Raw genomic sequence first — 15,191 nt, forward strand, 5'->3', positions numbered from 1 at the left:
AGACGGTGCAGGGCTCCGTGGTGGAGACCGAGTCGGATCTGGGCTCGAACCCGTCGCCGGTCCGTCCGGGCCAGCAGGTCATGGTGGTCTACGACCCCGAGCGACCCCAGCGTGCCCGTCTGGACGGGGCGGGCGGCAAGGGCGTGCTCCACAGCGTGCTGTTCATGACCGTTGGGGCGATCATCCTGGTGGTCTCCCTGGTCTTCGCGGTCAAATCCTGGTTGTGAGGACGGGGAGCGGACATCGCCGGCATCCGTAGGCGGTGCGGAGGTGTGAGGCCCGTACGGTCTCGGGTCGTTCGGGGTTTCACATCGCTGTCCTGTCGAGGAAGCCGACGACGCGGGTGTTGAGGTCGGCGGCCTCGTGCCACGGCATCGCGTGATGGGACAGGCCCGGAAGCACCGCGGTCTCCGCGTGGGGCAGAAGGCGTGCGGCGGCGGATGCGACGCGGTGCGGGGAGTGGGCCCTGCCGCGTCCGGCGAGGAGCACCAGGGTCGGCGTCGTGAGCGCGCGCAGCGATTCGGGCCTGGGCCGCTTGCCGGTTACGACCTTCGTGTCCGGGAACTCCGCGGCCAGGCCGTAGAGCCGCAGCCAGGCGGGGTCGGCGTGCGCGCCGCCGGTCTCCCACGCCAGGAAGGCCCGCGCACGCGAGGCCGTCGGCCGCGTGAGGGACGGCAGGGCGCGTGCCAGGTATCCCGCCCGGAACCCTCCGAAACACTGCGTCGGGTCGAGCAGGACGAGCCGCCGGACCCGCCGGGGTGCGTGGAGACCGTACGTCAGGGCGATCCACCCTCCGTAGGAGTGTCCGCACACCGCGGCGCTCTCGATCCCGAGCCCGTCGAGCACCCCGTCCAGCCAGCCGAGCAGGTCGCGGACGCTGCGAGGGGGGCGTTCGCCCCGGACGCTCCGTCCCGGCTCGCCGATGCGGTCCACGGCGTACACCCGATGGCGGTGTGCGAACGCGGCGACGTTGGCGAACCACATCGCCGCCGTGGTGCCGCCGCCGTGCAACAGGACCAACGGCGGGCCGTCTGCGGGGCCGCACGCGTTCACCCGTGTCGTGCCGTACACCGACGGCAGATCGATCGACTCGACCCGGACCGGCCAGCGCTCAAGGACCGCGTCGTAGGCGGAGAGGAAGGCCGTGTTCCGGTCGTCGGACATGCCCCACCCCGATAAGTAGCTCGCTCAGCAATAATCTCGTTGAGCGAGATAATGCCATACTGTGGCGGGGACGAGGAGCCGGGAGGGTGGCGGGGACGTGTACGAACAGGACGCCGGGATGCGGGTGGTCCACCTGCTGCGCGCCATCACCGTGGAACTCGACCGCATGGGAGAGAGGTTCGCCGCCGAGCACGCTCTTCATCCGACCGATGTGCGTGCGCTCATCTGCCTGCTGGACGCCGCCCGCACGGGAACGCCCGCCACCCCGGGAACGCTGGGGGCGCACCTCGGCCTCAACTCCGCGGGCACCACGGCGGTGGTCGACCGTCTGGAAAGACTCGGTCACGTGCGCCGGGAACGCGACACCCAGGACCGTCGGCGGGTGCTGCTGAAAGTGGACGAGAGCGCCGTCGCGCTCGGATGGGGCTTCTTCGGCCCGCTCATCCACGAGATCGTCGCCGTCATGGGCCGGTTCGACGCCGCAGAGCAGGCGACCGTCGAGCGCTTCCTCGGTGGTGTGCACGAGGCCGTCACCCTGAGACGAACCGCCCAGGACTAGGTTGTGCCGGTCCACGTCATGAGCCGAAGGTCTCCCCGGAGTGACCGGCCAGGCGCCCGTGGTCTCGCCGCTCCTCGACACTGCACGCTCGGACCGCGGATGCCCTCGGGGGCGAGGTCGTCCGTACGCTGGACGCGGCCGTCACGTCACCGCGGTCCCCGCGTGAGCTGGAGGCGGTCGTCCACGCTCCGCGCATGATCCGCCGAGAGGGAGTGGGAGCCTTCCCTGTGTCGGCAAGCGTCGCCTGAAGGCGGCGTCGAACGAGGAGATTACCGCCGACCAGGTGCGCGGCCTTCCTGAGCCGGTGGCGGAGACGGTGGACCGCGTGCGCCCCTCGCACCACTGTCGATCAGTGCGTCTGGTCGCATTACTTCGTGCACATATCTTGCATATCGCCACGGCCGATGGGAATGGCTGGTATGGCTGGAATCATGATCTTCTTGAGTCGGACCTGCCGAGTCGCCGTACTCACTCTTCTGATCGTTCAGGTCACCGCTGTCGTCACCGATTCCCGAGCGGCGGCCGACGCGCGCGAACGGCCACGGGGCGGTGCCGCGGCGCCGGCTCACCGCATGCTGGCCCAGCTGAAGGTCGCCAGGCCGTTGTCGATGCGCGGTTACAGCCATCGGCGGTTCCAGCCCCGGTGGGCGCACCACAGAGGTAAGTGTGACGCGCGGGAGGTGGTCCTTGCCCGCAGCGGGCGGGGCGTGCGCAGAAACGCCGCCTGCCAGCCTGTAAGGGGTGTCTGGTACAGCCCGTACGACGGCAGGGTGCTGAAGAGCGTGAAGCAGATCGACGTCGACCATGTCGTGCCGCTGGCGTACGCCTGGCGCTCCGGGGCCAGCAGATGGAGCCAGGCACGGCGGCGCGCCTTCGCCAACGACCTCAATCGCCCCGAGCTGGTAGCGGTCAGCCACTCCGCCAACATCGCGAAGGGAGGCCAGGGACCGCAGAGCTGGCGTCCGTCGCGCCGCAGTCACTGGTGCCGCTACGCGACCTCATGGATCACGGTGAAGCACCACTACCGGCTCTTCGTCACCCGGGGGGAGAAAGTGGCCCTGGGCAACATGCTCCGCACCTGCCGAAGGCAATGAGATGAGGAGTGGTCAGGGCGGCATCTGCAGGCTTCGGTTCCTGACGCCCCGCTCGTGCGTCGCGAAGCCGGGTCTCGGGCGGGACATACGACCGGGCGGTCGTCGGGGGCGGGGAAGGGCTGTGCTGTCACGCCCCGGCCGGCACGCGCCGACCTTTCGAGACGCGGCCGTCACCCGGACGCCGAGATCTCGCCGGCCGTGACCTGAGGAGGGTTGGGAAGCAGGGAGGCGAGGTTCTCCCGTACGAAGTCCGTAGCCCTTCGGGTGGATTCCTCGGCTCCGTCCTGATCTTCAAAGACACTGGTGGAAACCATCACCCCATCCCCGGCGTCGACCCAGTAGTAAGCCACGAATCCGGGGACCTGGCGGATGAGCGGCACGAACCCCTCACTCACCCGGCGTCCCGCCTCGGCGGGATCGGTCACCCCTTCGTATCGCCGTACCGTTGCGTACATGATCGACCTCCCCGGGCTCAAGATCGCACTATGTGGGAGGACATACCCCCATCCGCCTCCTCGGAGGCCAAGGGTCGGTAAACGAATGACATGCGCAGGATCACTCTGCTGCGGGGACGATGTCGGCGACGGGGCAGGTCCGCTCACTGCCCGCCTCACCCGCCGGTCACGCTGCTTGTTTGCGGACGTCCAGGTTTGACGGCGCGGCCCTGCTGAGGAACCGGAACCGGGGGCAGGGCGTTCCTCTTGTAGCTCGTGCACCCATCCGCGCATGCCTTCCTGAGTCCAAGGAGCAGAGATGGTCGATCCGGGTGTCGCCTATCAGTTGGACGTCATCAGGTGGCACATATCGCGTAGCGAGGCTCAGCGGGCTGGACTGTGGACTCGCGCGGCCGCGGTTCTGAGCGCCAACACTTTGGTGATCGCGGGTGCCGCGCTGATGTTGACCCTCGGAACCAGATCGTCGGGCGGCAGCCTGATCGCCGCACTGGTGGCGCTTGTCTTCGTCCTCGTCTCCACCTTTGAGATCATGCGCCTGATCGCAGCCGTCAGAGACTGGGGCAGAAGCTTTCCGGCGGCGGACTCTCCAACGCCCCTGATATTTTGCATGTCGGATACGGTGCAGGCCCTGGAAACGTTCGTCGGCTTTCGGGAGGTCGTTGAATCCTGGACGCCCCAAAAAGAGCTGGACGCAGGGGTGTCCGAACTGTGGAGGATCAGCGTGCTCCACAGAAACCGTATATATCAGCTTAGACGGGCGGCTCGTTGGCTCATATTGAGCATAGTCTCCCTGGTGGTCTCCGGGACTCTCGCCGTGTTCGCCCTGTGGCCGGGCTTCTAGGTCCCGTACGGAGTTGAGATCAGCGGGACTGTCTGCGCTCCATTGCGCGGCCCCGGTAAACCTTCGCCATAGCGCGTGGAGACCTCGCCGACGAGGAATGGTCCTTGACCGGACCTCGCTCGCTCAGCGGCGAGTCCGGTCTGACGCCGGGAGCCGCCCCGGGGGCTCTGAACTGTCGCTTCGAGCACGAGAGCCCGGCCCATGGACGGGCTGTGAGCGGGGCGGGCGGGCTATCATCGTCCGCCATGACCGACTCCCCCTACCTGAGGGCCACCGCGCAGGCCTATGACGCTGTCGCCGGGCGTTACGCCGACTTCGTCCGGGGCGAGCTCGCGCAGGTGCCACTGGACCGTGCGGTGCTCGCCGCGTTCGCCGAGTTCGTGCGGGCCGCCGGCGCGGGGCCCGTGGCCGAGTTCGGTTGTGGTCCCGGACGGGTGACAGCGCATCTGCGGGATCTGGGATTGGACGTCTTCGGCGTCGACCTGTCGCCGGCGATGATCGACCTTGCCCGCCGGGCTTACCCGGACCTGAGCTTCGAGGTCGGTTCGATGGACGCTCTGGACCTTGCCGACGGCAAGCTCGGGGGCATCGTGGCGTGGTATTCGATCATCCACACGCCGCCGGAGGAGTTGCGGTCGTACTTCGCCGAGTTCCGCCGGGTGCTTGCTCCGGAAGGCCACCTGCTCCTTGCCTTCTTCGAGTCCGAGGGCGGGCCGGTGACGGTGTTCGACCACGCGGTGACGCCCGCTTACCGGTGGCCGATCGACGACCTCGCCGAGCTGGCGCGCGAGGTCGAGTTCGTCGAGGTCGGACGGATGCTGCGCGAGCCCCGCGAGGGAGAGCGGTTCCGCCGAGGCCATCTGCTGCTGCGCGGATAGACGTCTCGGCATGGGCGAACGATCGCAGTAGACGGAAAGAGCCACGGAACGGCCCTGGCGCAGCAGGGTGCGCACCTCCGCGAGCAGGTCCACCTGGGCCCGCCAGCCGCCGCCCGCGACGCCGATGACCGCGTGCCCGGCCCCGGCCTCGCGGTAGGCGGCCAGGTGGTCGCCGTGCCAGAGGCTGTTGTCGTCGGCGGACGCCTCCGTGGTCCCTGACGACTCGACGCTGGACGACGGCCGGGGCGCGTTACGAGATCGCGCGGAGTCGGCCGGAGGACCGCTGACGGAGCTGATCAATGCCCTGGGCTGTCTTTTCGTCCGCGGGGAGAAGAACGACCAGTTGCTGCGCGTCTGAGGAGAGTTCGAGCGTCTCGCGGAGCAGCCGAAGTTCGCACCCGGACGGGTGGTTGAGTCGTAGGACTCCACGTCGCGGAACCACGTGACGGTTCAGACGCCGGGTGAAGTCAGGACCGGAGACGGGCGCGAGTTCCGCGGAGAGCCACTCGGAGTTCTCGACAGACGGTGCGAGCCACAGGTCGAAGGCCTGTTCGTCCGCGACGTCGTCCCAGTCGGCGAAGAACGTCCGGGCGCCGGGGTCGGTGAAGACGTAGCGGGTGAGGTTCGGCTTGTCGGCGTCGAGCAACCCGGTTCCGCCCATCACCAACTCGTAACCGCTGGTGTGGGCGAGGACGTCGCCCAGCCGGTTCGTCACCACCGCGATTCCCGGTTCGAGGAGGCGGAGCGTCTCCAGGACGGACGGACGGACGTCGTGGCGCGGCGGCGTGGGCTGGGGATGAGCGGAACATTCACCGCCGGTGATCTTCGCGAGGTAGCGCAGGTGGTTGCGCTCGGAGGGGGCGAGGCTGAGCGCGTCGGCGAGCGCGTTCACCACCGCCACCGAGGGGTTGCGGTCACGGCCCTGCTCGATACGGGTCAGGTATTCGACGCTGATGCCGGCCCGAGCAGCCAGATCCGAGCGTCGTAGGCCAGGTGACCGGCGACGGCCATGATCCGGCAGTCCCAACAGGTCTGGCTGAATGCTGTCGCGTTTGGCCCGAACGAAGTCCCCCAACGGCGTACCCATGCTGTGAAGCGTACGGTGCCGCACTCCGGTTGTGGAGTGCTGTGGGTGGCCCTCCGAGGGCCAGCCTGAGCACGGTCTGGCTATGCCCGCCACGACGCCTGATCGTGGTGGGCATGGACAACAAGCACACGTTGGCGGTCATCATCGGAAGCGTCCGGGAAGGACGGTTCGGTCCGGTGGTGGCCTCGTGGGTCGCCGACCAGGCCCGCGCTCACGGTGGATTCGACGTGAACGTCGTCGATCTGGCGCAGATGGAGATCCCGCTGGCCCTGCCCGCGGCATCGCCGAAGTTCGCCGGCGAGAACTACCCTCGTCCGGCGGGGATGGCGGCACTGACCTCGGCGCTGGACGGCGCCGACGCGTTCGTGGTGGTCACGCCGGAGTACAACCACAGCTATCCCGCGTCGCTGAAGGCGGCCGTCGACTGGCACTTCAACCAGTGGGCGGCCAAGCCTGTCGCCTTCGTCAGCTACGGCGGCGCGGCGGGTGGCCGGCATGCCGTGCTGCACCTGGAGAACGTGTTCGCCGAGTTGCACGCGGTGACGATTCGCGATGGTCTGGCCTTTCCGAACTACTACACGGCGTGGCAGGACGGCCGTCCACTCGACCCTGAGGCCCCCGGGTACGCCAAGGCGTTGCTGGACCAGCTGGCCTGGTGGGCAGGCGCTCTTCGGTCGGCGCGCGAGATCGCTCCCTACCCGGCATGAGCGCCGCGATGAGGAGCGCGTCCCGCTCGGGCGCGCCGATCCGCTGGTCGGCGGGCGTCAGCGCGAGGTCCTGGCCGCCGTCTCCGCACTCGGCCAGGGCGTCGCCTCACACAAAAACAACAGTACTTATATAAGTGCTGTTATGATGCGCCCATGGCCGACCCCGCCGCACCCGACCCCACCCAGGAGAGCCTCTGGAGGCCTCTGCGGCTTCTGCAGGCGTCGATGGACGCTGACATCGCTCGCCTCTACTCAGAGAAACACATCAAAGGGCTCAAGCCGAGTTTCGTGATGGAGCTGCTCAGGCTGCACGCCCACGGGCCGATGACCATCACCGAACTGGCGGAGTCGGTCGGCCGGACGCACTCGGCGCTCAGCCAGAAGGTGGCCGCGATGCGCGCGGCCGGCTGGGTCGAGACCGTCGCGGGCGACGACGCGCGCAGCAAGAAGGTGACGCTCACCGGCGACGCCCGCGGCATCGTCGACCGCCTGGCGGCGGAGTGGCGGGCCACCGAGGCCGCCGTCGCCGAGATCGAGGCCGAGATCCCCTACCCGCTCACCCGGGTCGTCGCCGACATCGAACGGGTCCTCGCCCGCAAGAGCTTCCACGATCGGATCGCGGAAAAGCTGGCCGAGGACCCCGCATGGGAGTAAGGCGCGCGCTGCTCGACGTGACCCCGCTTCGGGCCTCGCCGCCCTTCCGGCGGCTGTGGATCGGTCAGGCGATGTCCGGACTCGGCGGTCAGATGACGTTCGTCGCCGTGATGTTCCAGGTCTGGGAGATGACCGGCAGCACCGCGTGGACCGGCGCCGTCGGCCTGGCCTCGGCCGTTCCGCTCGTCGTGCTCGGGCTCCTTTTCGGCTCGGTCGTCGACCGCGTGGACCGGCGGAGGCTCTACCTGATCACGATCGGCGGCCAGGCCGCGTGTTCGCTGCTTCTCTCCGTCCAGGGTCTGGTCGGATACTTCCCGCCCGCCGGGGTGCTGCTGGTGGTCGCGCTGTCATCCTGCTTCGGCGCGGGCAGCGGCCCGGCGTCACGCACGTTCGTTCCCCGTCTGCTCCCCCCGCACCAGCTCGCCGCGGGGCTGGCGCTGAACCGGATCGCCTTCCAGGGTGCCATGCTGCTGGGCCCCGCGCTGGGCGGGCTGATCCTGGGCGGGCTGGGCGTCGCCGGCTGCTACCTGATCGACACCCTCACCTTCGCCGCGGCGATCTTCGGCGCCTGGGGCCTGCCGCGGATGAGCCCCGGCGACGAGCCCGCCCGCCCCGGTCTGCGCGGTGTGCTGGACGGCCTGGCCTTCCTGGCAGGCACTCCCGTCATCCGTGGAGCGCTTCTCACGGACCTGGCCACCACCGTGCTGTCGATGCCGATCAGCCTGTTCCCCCTGGTCAACGCGGAGCGGTTCGGCGGCGACCCCCGCACCCTGGGGTTGTTCCTGACGGCCGTGGCGGTCGGCGGCGTCGCCGCGTCCCTCCTCTCCGGGACCTTCACCCGCTTTCCCCGCCCCGGCCTGGTCATGCTCGGCGGATCGGCCACATGGGGCGTGGCGCTCGTGCTCTTCGGCCTCTCGTCCAACCCCTGGGCGGGGCTGGCCGCTCTGGTCCTGGCTGGCGCCGCCGACACCGTCGCCGTGGTCTCCCGGAGCACCATCGTCCAGATGCACACCCCCGACGAGCTGCTCGGCAGGGTCGGCGCCGCCGAACAGATCGTCGGGCGAGCCGGACCGGACATCGGCAACGTTCGCGGCGGTCTCGTCGCGGACGCCACCTCAGGCGTGACGGCCCTGGCCGGCGGCGGCCTGCTCTGCGTCGGGGTGGTCGCGCTGATCGGGGCGACCACCCCGGGCCTGCGCAGGTTCGTGGCGACGCCCCCGGCCGCGCCGGTCTGAAACCCCGTGCGTCCGGCCCCGCCGGGACTCACCGGAGCCGTCGGCGCTCAGCCGGGGACGCGACGGCCGCGGCGGGTCCGTCAACGGGCTTCCTTCGCGGCCGCCTCGCGCCAGGAGTCCGCGAGCCGCTTGCACCGCCTCGACTGCAAGAGGAAGGCGGGGCCGGCGCACAGGGCCACGAAGCCCGCGAAGAAGCTGACGGCGAACCACGGGTCGGTCGGGGCGTCCTCCTCCACCGTCTGACCGGCGTGGCCGAAGAAGTAGAAGGCGGCAACGGAGAGGATCACCACGAGGACCAGGCCCACGACCAGGAAGACGCCCGCCCGTCGTGCCTCACGTCTGGCCCGCGCCTCCGGCGGGAGGTCGGCGAGGCCGCCGCGCTTTTCCCGCTCGGCCTCTATGATCGCCCTGGCCTCCACGTTGGTGAGTCCCAGTTCGTTCAGCAGACGCCGCTGCGGAATGAGCAGGAGCGATCCGATGCCCATCCCGAGGGCCGCGCCAATCCCGACGGGGAATGGCATGTCGGTCGGCATCATGAGGACGACCGCCGCGATGATCACAGCTATTGTGACCATTAGGGACAGTTTAAGGCGATGATTTGCACGAATCAGGCGTTCGAGCTCGTCGGGGCTGAGATTGCGCATATCGGGGGACGCCTCTCGCTCGTACGGTTCCTTTCATCATTGAAACATGGCGATATCGAAAAACAGTGACATTGCTTTCACGCCGGATGGTGCTTCTGCGGGCTGACCCTCCCGTCCCGGCCTTTCGTCGATGGTTGTCCCGTTCCACGGATTACGGGGCTGGGTTTCGGGGGGGCCGTCGGACAGAAACGTGTTTCGTAGAGGTCGGTGAAGATCTTCAGGAAGTCGTTCCAGTCGCCGTTGATGTTGCTCACCAGCGTGTGGACGCCCTGGCGGTCGCCCATCGCGTACGTCGCCGAGCCCTGGATGTAGCCGCCGCCGCCCCAGAGCGTGACCCCGCAGGAAAGCCTCTGGGAGTAGACGCCGAGGCCGTATCCGGTGTTCGGGACCCAGTCCGAGCCCTCCGTCGAGACGGTGGTGAACATCTCCCGCTGCTGGGCGGGCGGCAGGAGGCGGCCGCCCAGCAGGGCCCTCAGAAACCGGTGCAGGTCCGAGGTCGTCGAGATCATGCCGCCGGCGGCCCAGGCCCAGCTCGCGTCCATCTCGGTCACGTCGTGGATCTCCGTGTCGTGGCCGGTCTGGTCGAATCTGGAGTAGTGGCGGGCGTGCGGGGCGCGGATCGTCCTCTCGGTGCCCGGCAGGTATGTCCCCGTCAGGCGGAGCGGGCGGGCGATGCGGCTGTCGACCTCGTTCGCGAGCGTTGATCCTGTCACACGCTCGACGATCATTCCCGCGAGGCTGTAGTTGACCTTGGAGTAGACGAACCGCCTTCCGGGCTCCTCGGGGCGTGGGGTCTCCTGGCCGAGAACGGCGTCGGGAAGCCCGCTGGTGTGATTGAGCAGCTGCCTGACGGTGATCTCGGCGCCGTCCGCGTCGAGGTGCTCCTCCACCACGCCGGGCAGCCACCTGGCCACCGTGTCGTCCAGGCCCAGCTTGCTTTCGGCCGCCAGCCGCAGGACCAGCGTGGCGGTGAACGCCTTGGTGAAGCTGCCTATGCGGAAGTGCTCGCCCGGTCGGCGCTCGCGACCGGTCGTCGTGTCGGCTGTCCCCGCCGTGCCGAACCACGGCCGTGCGTCGCCCTCCCTGAGCTCGGCGACGATGCCGGGACCGCCGCCGTCGGCGACGGCCTGTTCGAGCACGCGCTGGATCTCGGGGTGGCCTCGGCCGAGGTCGCCCGCCGACGTGTCGGCGGGCTCCGGGGAGGCGGGGATGTCGTTTGCGGGCATGTAAGCAACGTTAGTTGACTAATCTGGATTTAGTCAACGCGAGTTGCTTATCTGAAGGTCGGCCGGAGTGGGGGTGGCGGGCGGATCAGGCGCGGACGGCGCAGAGGAGCCGGTTGTTGCCGCGCTGCCACAGTGAGCCGATCTCGGTGAAGCCGGCGTCACGCAGGGCGTTGACGTGCGCGGAGAGCAGGGGGGACTCCGAGCCGTGGTGGTCCGCTCCCGCGGTGGTGCGTGCGGAGTGGAGTTCGGCGAAGGCGGGATCGGCGGCGACCGCCTCCCACCACTGACTCCAGTCTTCGGGGCGTCGGCCGGCGAACCTGCGCTCGCTCTCCCGGTCGTGCACGGCGCGCTCGAGGCGGGCGATGGCCGGAGTGGCGTCGTCGGCGTCCAGGTGATCCCCGTTGAGCAGGAGCCCTCCGGGGCGCAGCACGGTCGCCAGTTCCGCGTACAGCTTCGGAAGGTCTGTTTCGGAGATCCAGTGCAGCGCGGTGGTGCTCACCGCCGCGTCGACCGGCCTGTCCAGGCCCAGGGAGCCGGTCCATCCGGGAGTGCGCAGGTCAAGGGAGACGAACCTGAGGTGGGGGTAGGCGGCCCGGCCGAGACCGAGCAGCAGCGGGTCCGCGTCGACCGAGACCACTGTCGCCCCGGGAAGCCGCCGCAGAAGACGGGCGGACAGCGAGCCCGGTCCGCAGCCGAGGTCGACGACCAGCGGGTCGGGGCGGCCCATCGCCTCGACGGCGTCTATCAGCGCGGTGAAGCGCTCCTCGCGGTCGGGCAGATAGCCCTCCTGCTGCCGGTCCCAGCGTGAGATCCATTCGCGTGCGGCATCGTGGGTAAGCACAACGACCTCCTTGTGACTGTCGTCTAAGCTTTTGATAGTCACAAGCTAGAGCGCAAGGATGTAACTGGTCAAGTGGATTTCAACAGTCACGCCGATGCGATCGTCCGGGTGGCGGTGGGCCTGGTCAACGAGCTGACCGCCGGAGAGAGGCGAGGGCGCCCCTTCGCGCCGTCGCGCGATCTCGCCGCCGCCGCCACCGAGGGCCTGCGGACCGGCTATCCGGACCACCGAGAGGTCACCGAGGAGGAGGCCGACGAGTTGGCCGAGATCGCGGCCCGGTTGCGCGTGGTCTTCGACGCCGTCACGGCAGGAGACGTCGACACGGCGGCCGTGCGGGTCAACGGCCTTCTCGAGGAGACCCGCGCGCGGCCGCTGCTCCAACGGCACGACGGAGAGCCGTGGCACCTGCACTTCCACGGCTCCGGCGGCACCGTGGCCGGCGACTGGGCGGCGAGCTGCGCCACCGGGCTGGCGATCGTGCTGGGAAGCGAGTTCCACGACCGCCTCGGCGTGTGCACGGCGCCGCACTGCGACCGTGTCTACGTGGACGTCTCCCGCAACGGCACCCGTCGTTTCTGCGGCACCGCGTGCCAGAACCGCGTCAAGACCGCGGCCTTCCGGGCCAGGGGCAAAGGGCCGTGACGACGAGGGGATGACCGCTCAGGCCTGACCCGCGGGTGAGAGACCCGGCTCTGTTCGTGAGACGCGAACTGTTGACAGTGCTCGGCCGTTGGATTCAGGTGAAGGCGAGATGCGAAGGCCGCATCGCTCGGGGGCGCATGTCACGAAAGGCATGTGAATGAGCGTGGATCTGGCGACGCTGGTGGGTGAGGTGTCGCCGTACGTGACAGCGGCGATCGGCACGTACGGCGCGGCGGTGCTGGCACAGGCGCAGGAGGACGCGGCCGATGCCACCGTGGGGTGGGGCCGGAAAATCCTTCAGCGGGTCTTCGGGATCACCTCCGCCGATGAGGAGGCTCCTGAAACCGTCGCGGAGCTGGCCGGAGATCCCGAGAACGCCGATCTGCAGGCGGCGCTGCGGGTGCGGATCCGCAGGATCCTGGCCGGTGATCCCGAGTTGGCCGCCGAGGTGGCCCAGATGGTCGAGCGAGCCCGAGGGCAGGCTGCGGTCGGTCAGGGGCAGGTGATCGCGTACGCGACCGGCAACGCCCAGCAGGCCAACCTCGCTCAGGGCAGCATGAACGTCTCGTTCGGCGCCCGGCATGACAGGTGAACCGACCGGCAGGGTCGAGGCGCACGCCGGCGGGAGCGCGCAACAGGCCAACCTGGGCCAGGGCGACATGCGGGTCTACCAGGGCACGCACATGCACCTGCCCGCCGAACGCCCGCGGACCGCGCTGTTCACCGTGCCTCCGCCCCCGGTCCTGGTGGGCCGTGTCGAGGAAATGACGGCCCTGCTGTCGAAGGTGCGGACCGCGCGGGCCGCGGGCCGTCCGGTGCTGGTGTCGGCGGTGCACGGGATGGCGGGAGTGGGCAAGACCGCCCTGGCGCGGACGGTGGCCGACCGGCTCGCCGAGGAGTTTCCCGACGCTCGCCTGGAGGTGGAGCTTTTCGGGTTCACCCCGGGCGAAGAACCGCGGGAGGCCGCCGACGTGCTGGCCGAGTTGCTGAGCCTGGCCGGGTTCGACGCCGCTCAACTGCCGGCGAGCCTGCCGGGCAAGTCGCAGCTGTGGCGCTCGTGGCTGGCCGGGCGCAGGGTTCTGCTGCTGTTGGACAACGTCCGCGACGCCGACCAGGTGCGCCCGCTGCTGCCCGGAGCCGCCTCCGGCTGTCTCACCCTGATCACCAGCCGCCATGAGCTCGACGCACTGGAGGACGTCGCCAGGTTCAGCCTGGACACGCTCCCGGTCGAGGACGCGATCGCCCTGCTCGATCACCTCTCCGGGCGGATGCCGAACCCCGGAGAGGGGCACAGGGCCGAGCTGGCCCGTCTGTGCGGGAGGCTCCCCATCGCGTTGCGCGCGGTCGGGGCTCTGCTGGCCGAGATGGCCGACGCGGACCTGGTCGAGGCGATGCGTTCCGCGACCCGGCCCCTGCTCAACGTTCCCGAGGGTGAGCGCGCGGTCGCCGCGGCGTTCGCCGTCTCCTACCACGCGCTGGACGCGGACGCTCAGAGAACGCTGCGGGCCTGCGCGTGGCATCCCGGGCCTGATTTCAACGCCTGTTCACTGGCCGCGTTGACGGAGGTCGCTCAGCCGATCGCCGCTGTGGCACTGGCGGGTCTGGCCAAACGCAGCATGCTGCTCCGCCTGCGGAAAGGCCGTTACGGTTTCCATGACCTGTTTCTTGGATACGCCCTGGAGTATTCCCGGAGACATGACGCGCGAGCGGCGGTCGCCGAAGGACGAGAGCGCCTGTACGCGCGCCTGGGCGCGATGGTGGAAACGGCCGTCGCGAAGGTTCTCGGGAACGCGAGTTCTCCTACCCCGCGGTACACGGGGCCGATGTTCGACACCCCGGCGTCGGCCCGGGACTGGCTCGCGTCCACCGCGGGGGAGCTGCGCAGGGTCGCGCTCGCCGCACTGGAGGCGGCGGCGCCCGTGGCCTTCGGCCTCGCGGAGGACGTCGCGGCGTGGCTTCTGATGGACGATCGAGCCGATCAGGCCGAAGAACTTCGGGAAAAGGTCGCTCTGGACGCGGGCCGGAGCGGGGACCGGCGCCATGAGGCACGAGCGCTGACGGGTCTGGGAAAGATCGCGCGGATGCGCGATGAGCGCGACCGGGCGGAGGAGTTCTTCAGGAAGGCGTTCGAGCTGTATCTGGAGATCGGGGATCAGGTCGGCAGGATGGACGCGTTGTGGGGGCTCGGGGACGTCGCTCTGCGGCGCGACGAGTTCGACCAGGCGGAACAGGCCTTTCAGCAGGCTTATGAGCTGGGGTTGTCGACCGGGAGCCGGAAGGCGCAGGGCCGTGCGGTGACCTGCCTCGCGGATGTCGCCGCCATGCGTGGCGAGTCCGATCGGGCGGCGGAGCGTTATGGGCAGGCCCTGACGTTGTATCAGGAAGCCGGCGCCCTGGGCGGTCAGGCCGACGCGCTGCAGGGTTTGGCGGATGTCGCAGTCGAACGCGGCGAGCTTGACGAGGCTGTAGAGCGTTATGGGCGGGCGCTGGCGCTGTATGAGGAGATCGGAGATCGGAACGGTCAGGCCAACTCCTTGTGGGGGCTCGGAGACGTCGCTCTGCGGCGCGACGAGTTCGACCAGGCGGAACAGGCCTTTCAGCGGATATACAAATTGTGGTCGGTGACTGGAAATCGGCGAAATCAAGCCGGCGCGCTACAGGATTTGGCGGATGTCGCCGTCAGACGTGGTGAGCTTGATCAGGCGGTGGAACGTTACGAGCGGGCGAGTCGGCTTTATGCGGAGCTCGGCGACCGGCTCGGCCAGGCCGACGCGATCTGCGGCCTGGGGGACGTCGCCGTGACGCGGGATGAGTACGACCGGGCCGCCGAGGCCTACCGGCAGGCCCGCCGGCTTTATGAGGAGCTTGGAGATCGGAACGGCCAAGCCGATGTCTCACTCGGCGAAGCTCGTATGGCGGATCGCCGGGGGGACCGCGACCTGGCGTGTGCCGCTTACGCCCGGGCAGGCGACATTTACCGCGTGATCGGGCTTACGGACTGGGTGGACCACTGCGCTCAGGAGCGCAGTCGACTCGGCTGTGCGTGACGCGCCTCCCGACTTTGTGGTGTTGTGTGAAAGATCTGGTACGGCGACGCCGCATTGTACCGACGAACCTGAGTTTGCCTCACGAAATGGAAAATCGGCGGGCGGGGTTCGCTCATT

Annotated in this window: 17 protein-coding genes; 11 read left to right on the plus strand and 6 right to left on the minus strand. The window is 69.2% G+C overall.

Annotated features, from left to right (window positions below):
* The coding region (locus PKF00_RS37785; protein WP_271222544.1) for a DUF3592 domain-containing protein at nucleotides 1-227 on the plus strand (227 nt) is incomplete at its 5' end.
* A 79-nt stretch (nucleotides 228-306) separates the two neighbouring features.
* Here the strand turns inward: PKF00_RS37785 and PKF00_RS37790 are convergent.
* Nucleotides 307-1,164 carry an alpha/beta fold hydrolase gene (locus PKF00_RS37790; RefSeq protein ID WP_271222545.1) on the minus strand — a complete coding sequence of 286 codons (858 nt, stop codon included), beginning with the start codon at nucleotides 1,162-1,164 and terminating at the stop codon, nucleotides 307-309.
* Between the two features lie 97 nt (nucleotides 1,165-1,261).
* Here PKF00_RS37790 and PKF00_RS37795 point away from each other — a divergent pair, with 97 nt between their 5' ends.
* Complete coding sequence (locus PKF00_RS37795) at nucleotides 1,262-1,723, plus strand: MarR family winged helix-turn-helix transcriptional regulator (protein WP_271222546.1); 462 nt, start codon at nucleotides 1,262-1,264, stop codon at nucleotides 1,721-1,723.
* A 572-nt stretch (nucleotides 1,724-2,295) separates the two neighbouring features.
* Nucleotides 2,296-2,817 (plus strand): HNH endonuclease family protein, encoded by a 522-nt coding sequence (locus PKF00_RS37800; protein ID WP_271222547.1) that lies wholly within the window; start codon nucleotides 2,296-2,298, stop codon nucleotides 2,815-2,817.
* 170 nt (nucleotides 2,818-2,987) lie between these two features.
* On the opposite strand, the gene PKF00_RS37805 is transcribed toward PKF00_RS37800, so the two are convergent.
* Nucleotides 2,988-3,242 (minus strand): hypothetical protein, encoded by a 255-nt coding sequence (locus PKF00_RS37805; RefSeq protein ID WP_271222548.1) that lies wholly within the window; start codon nucleotides 3,240-3,242, stop codon nucleotides 2,988-2,990.
* A gap of 328 nt (nucleotides 3,243-3,570) precedes the next feature.
* Here PKF00_RS37805 and PKF00_RS37810 point away from each other — a divergent pair, with 328 nt between their 5' ends.
* Together PKF00_RS37810 and PKF00_RS37815 are read left to right on the plus strand one after the other, a co-directional pair.
* Entirely contained in the window at nucleotides 3,571-4,113 is a 543-nt protein-coding gene (locus tag PKF00_RS37810) for a hypothetical protein (RefSeq protein WP_271222549.1), read from the plus strand.
* A gap of 245 nt (nucleotides 4,114-4,358) precedes the next feature.
* Nucleotides 4,359-4,991 (plus strand): class I SAM-dependent methyltransferase, encoded by a 633-nt coding sequence (locus PKF00_RS37815; protein ID WP_271222550.1) that lies wholly within the window; start codon nucleotides 4,359-4,361, stop codon nucleotides 4,989-4,991.
* 250 nt (nucleotides 4,992-5,241) lie between these two features.
* Here PKF00_RS37815 and PKF00_RS37820 read toward each other — a convergent pair whose 3' ends face one another.
* Nucleotides 5,242-6,078, minus strand: a complete 837-nt coding sequence (locus tag PKF00_RS37820) for a helix-turn-helix domain-containing protein (RefSeq protein ID WP_271222551.1) — start codon at nucleotides 6,076-6,078, stop codon at nucleotides 5,242-5,244.
* Between the two features lie 113 nt (nucleotides 6,079-6,191).
* Here PKF00_RS37820 and PKF00_RS37825 point away from each other — a divergent pair, with 113 nt between their 5' ends.
* The 3 genes from PKF00_RS37825 to PKF00_RS37835 all read left to right on the plus strand — a co-directional run bounded on the left by PKF00_RS37825 (nucleotide 6,192) and on the right by PKF00_RS37835 (nucleotide 8,674).
* Nucleotides 6,192-6,785: an NADPH-dependent FMN reductase gene (locus PKF00_RS37825; RefSeq protein WP_271222552.1), complete on the plus strand. Its 594-nt coding sequence runs from the start codon at nucleotides 6,192-6,194 to the stop codon at nucleotides 6,783-6,785.
* 153 nt (nucleotides 6,786-6,938) lie between these two features.
* Nucleotides 6,939-7,439 (plus strand): MarR family winged helix-turn-helix transcriptional regulator, encoded by a 501-nt coding sequence (locus PKF00_RS37830; RefSeq protein WP_271222553.1) that lies wholly within the window; start codon nucleotides 6,939-6,941, stop codon nucleotides 7,437-7,439.
* Nucleotides 7,430-8,674: an MFS transporter gene (locus PKF00_RS37835; protein WP_271222554.1), complete on the plus strand. Its 1,245-nt coding sequence runs from the start codon at nucleotides 7,430-7,432 to the stop codon at nucleotides 8,672-8,674. The genes PKF00_RS37830 and PKF00_RS37835 overlap by 10 nt, the downstream gene beginning before the upstream one ends.
* Before the next feature lie 80 nt (nucleotides 8,675-8,754).
* Here the strand turns inward: PKF00_RS37835 and PKF00_RS37840 are convergent, their stop codons facing one another.
* The 3 genes from PKF00_RS37840 to PKF00_RS37850 form a co-directional block, all read right to left on the minus strand.
* Nucleotides 8,755-9,318: a hypothetical protein gene (locus PKF00_RS37840; RefSeq protein WP_271222555.1), complete on the minus strand. Its 564-nt coding sequence runs from the start codon at nucleotides 9,316-9,318 to the stop codon at nucleotides 8,755-8,757.
* Nucleotides 9,319-9,395: 77 nt separating this feature from the next.
* On the minus strand, nucleotides 9,396-10,544 hold the full coding sequence (locus PKF00_RS37845; protein ID WP_271222556.1) for a serine hydrolase domain-containing protein: 1,149 nt from the start codon (nucleotides 10,542-10,544) through the stop codon (nucleotides 9,396-9,398).
* Nucleotides 10,545-10,629: 85 nt separating this feature from the next.
* Nucleotides 10,630-11,385: a class I SAM-dependent methyltransferase gene (locus PKF00_RS37850; protein WP_271222557.1), complete on the minus strand. Its 756-nt coding sequence runs from the start codon at nucleotides 11,383-11,385 to the stop codon at nucleotides 10,630-10,632.
* A 72-nt stretch (nucleotides 11,386-11,457) separates the two neighbouring features.
* Here PKF00_RS37850 and PKF00_RS37855 point away from each other — a divergent pair, with 72 nt between their 5' ends.
* The 3 genes from PKF00_RS37855 to PKF00_RS37865 all read left to right on the plus strand — a co-directional run bounded on the left by PKF00_RS37855 (nucleotide 11,458) and on the right by PKF00_RS37865 (nucleotide 15,074).
* Nucleotides 11,458-12,027 (plus strand): CGNR zinc finger domain-containing protein, encoded by a 570-nt coding sequence (locus PKF00_RS37855; RefSeq protein WP_271222558.1) that lies wholly within the window; start codon nucleotides 11,458-11,460, stop codon nucleotides 12,025-12,027.
* 157 nt (nucleotides 12,028-12,184) lie between these two features.
* Nucleotides 12,185-12,619, plus strand: coding sequence for a hypothetical protein (locus PKF00_RS37860; protein WP_271222559.1), 435 nt, complete (start codon nucleotides 12,185-12,187; stop codon nucleotides 12,617-12,619).
* A 91-nt stretch (nucleotides 12,620-12,710) separates the two neighbouring features.
* Complete coding sequence (locus tag PKF00_RS37865; protein WP_271222560.1) at nucleotides 12,711-15,074, plus strand: tetratricopeptide repeat protein; 2,364 nt, start codon at nucleotides 12,711-12,713, stop codon at nucleotides 15,072-15,074.
* The last annotated feature ends 117 nt before the right edge of the window (nucleotides 15,075-15,191 follow it).

The sequence above is a fragment of the Streptosporangium carneum genome (assembly GCF_027922005.1).
Taxonomy (GTDB): domain Bacteria; phylum Actinomycetota; class Actinomycetes; order Streptosporangiales; family Streptosporangiaceae; genus Streptosporangium; species Streptosporangium carneum.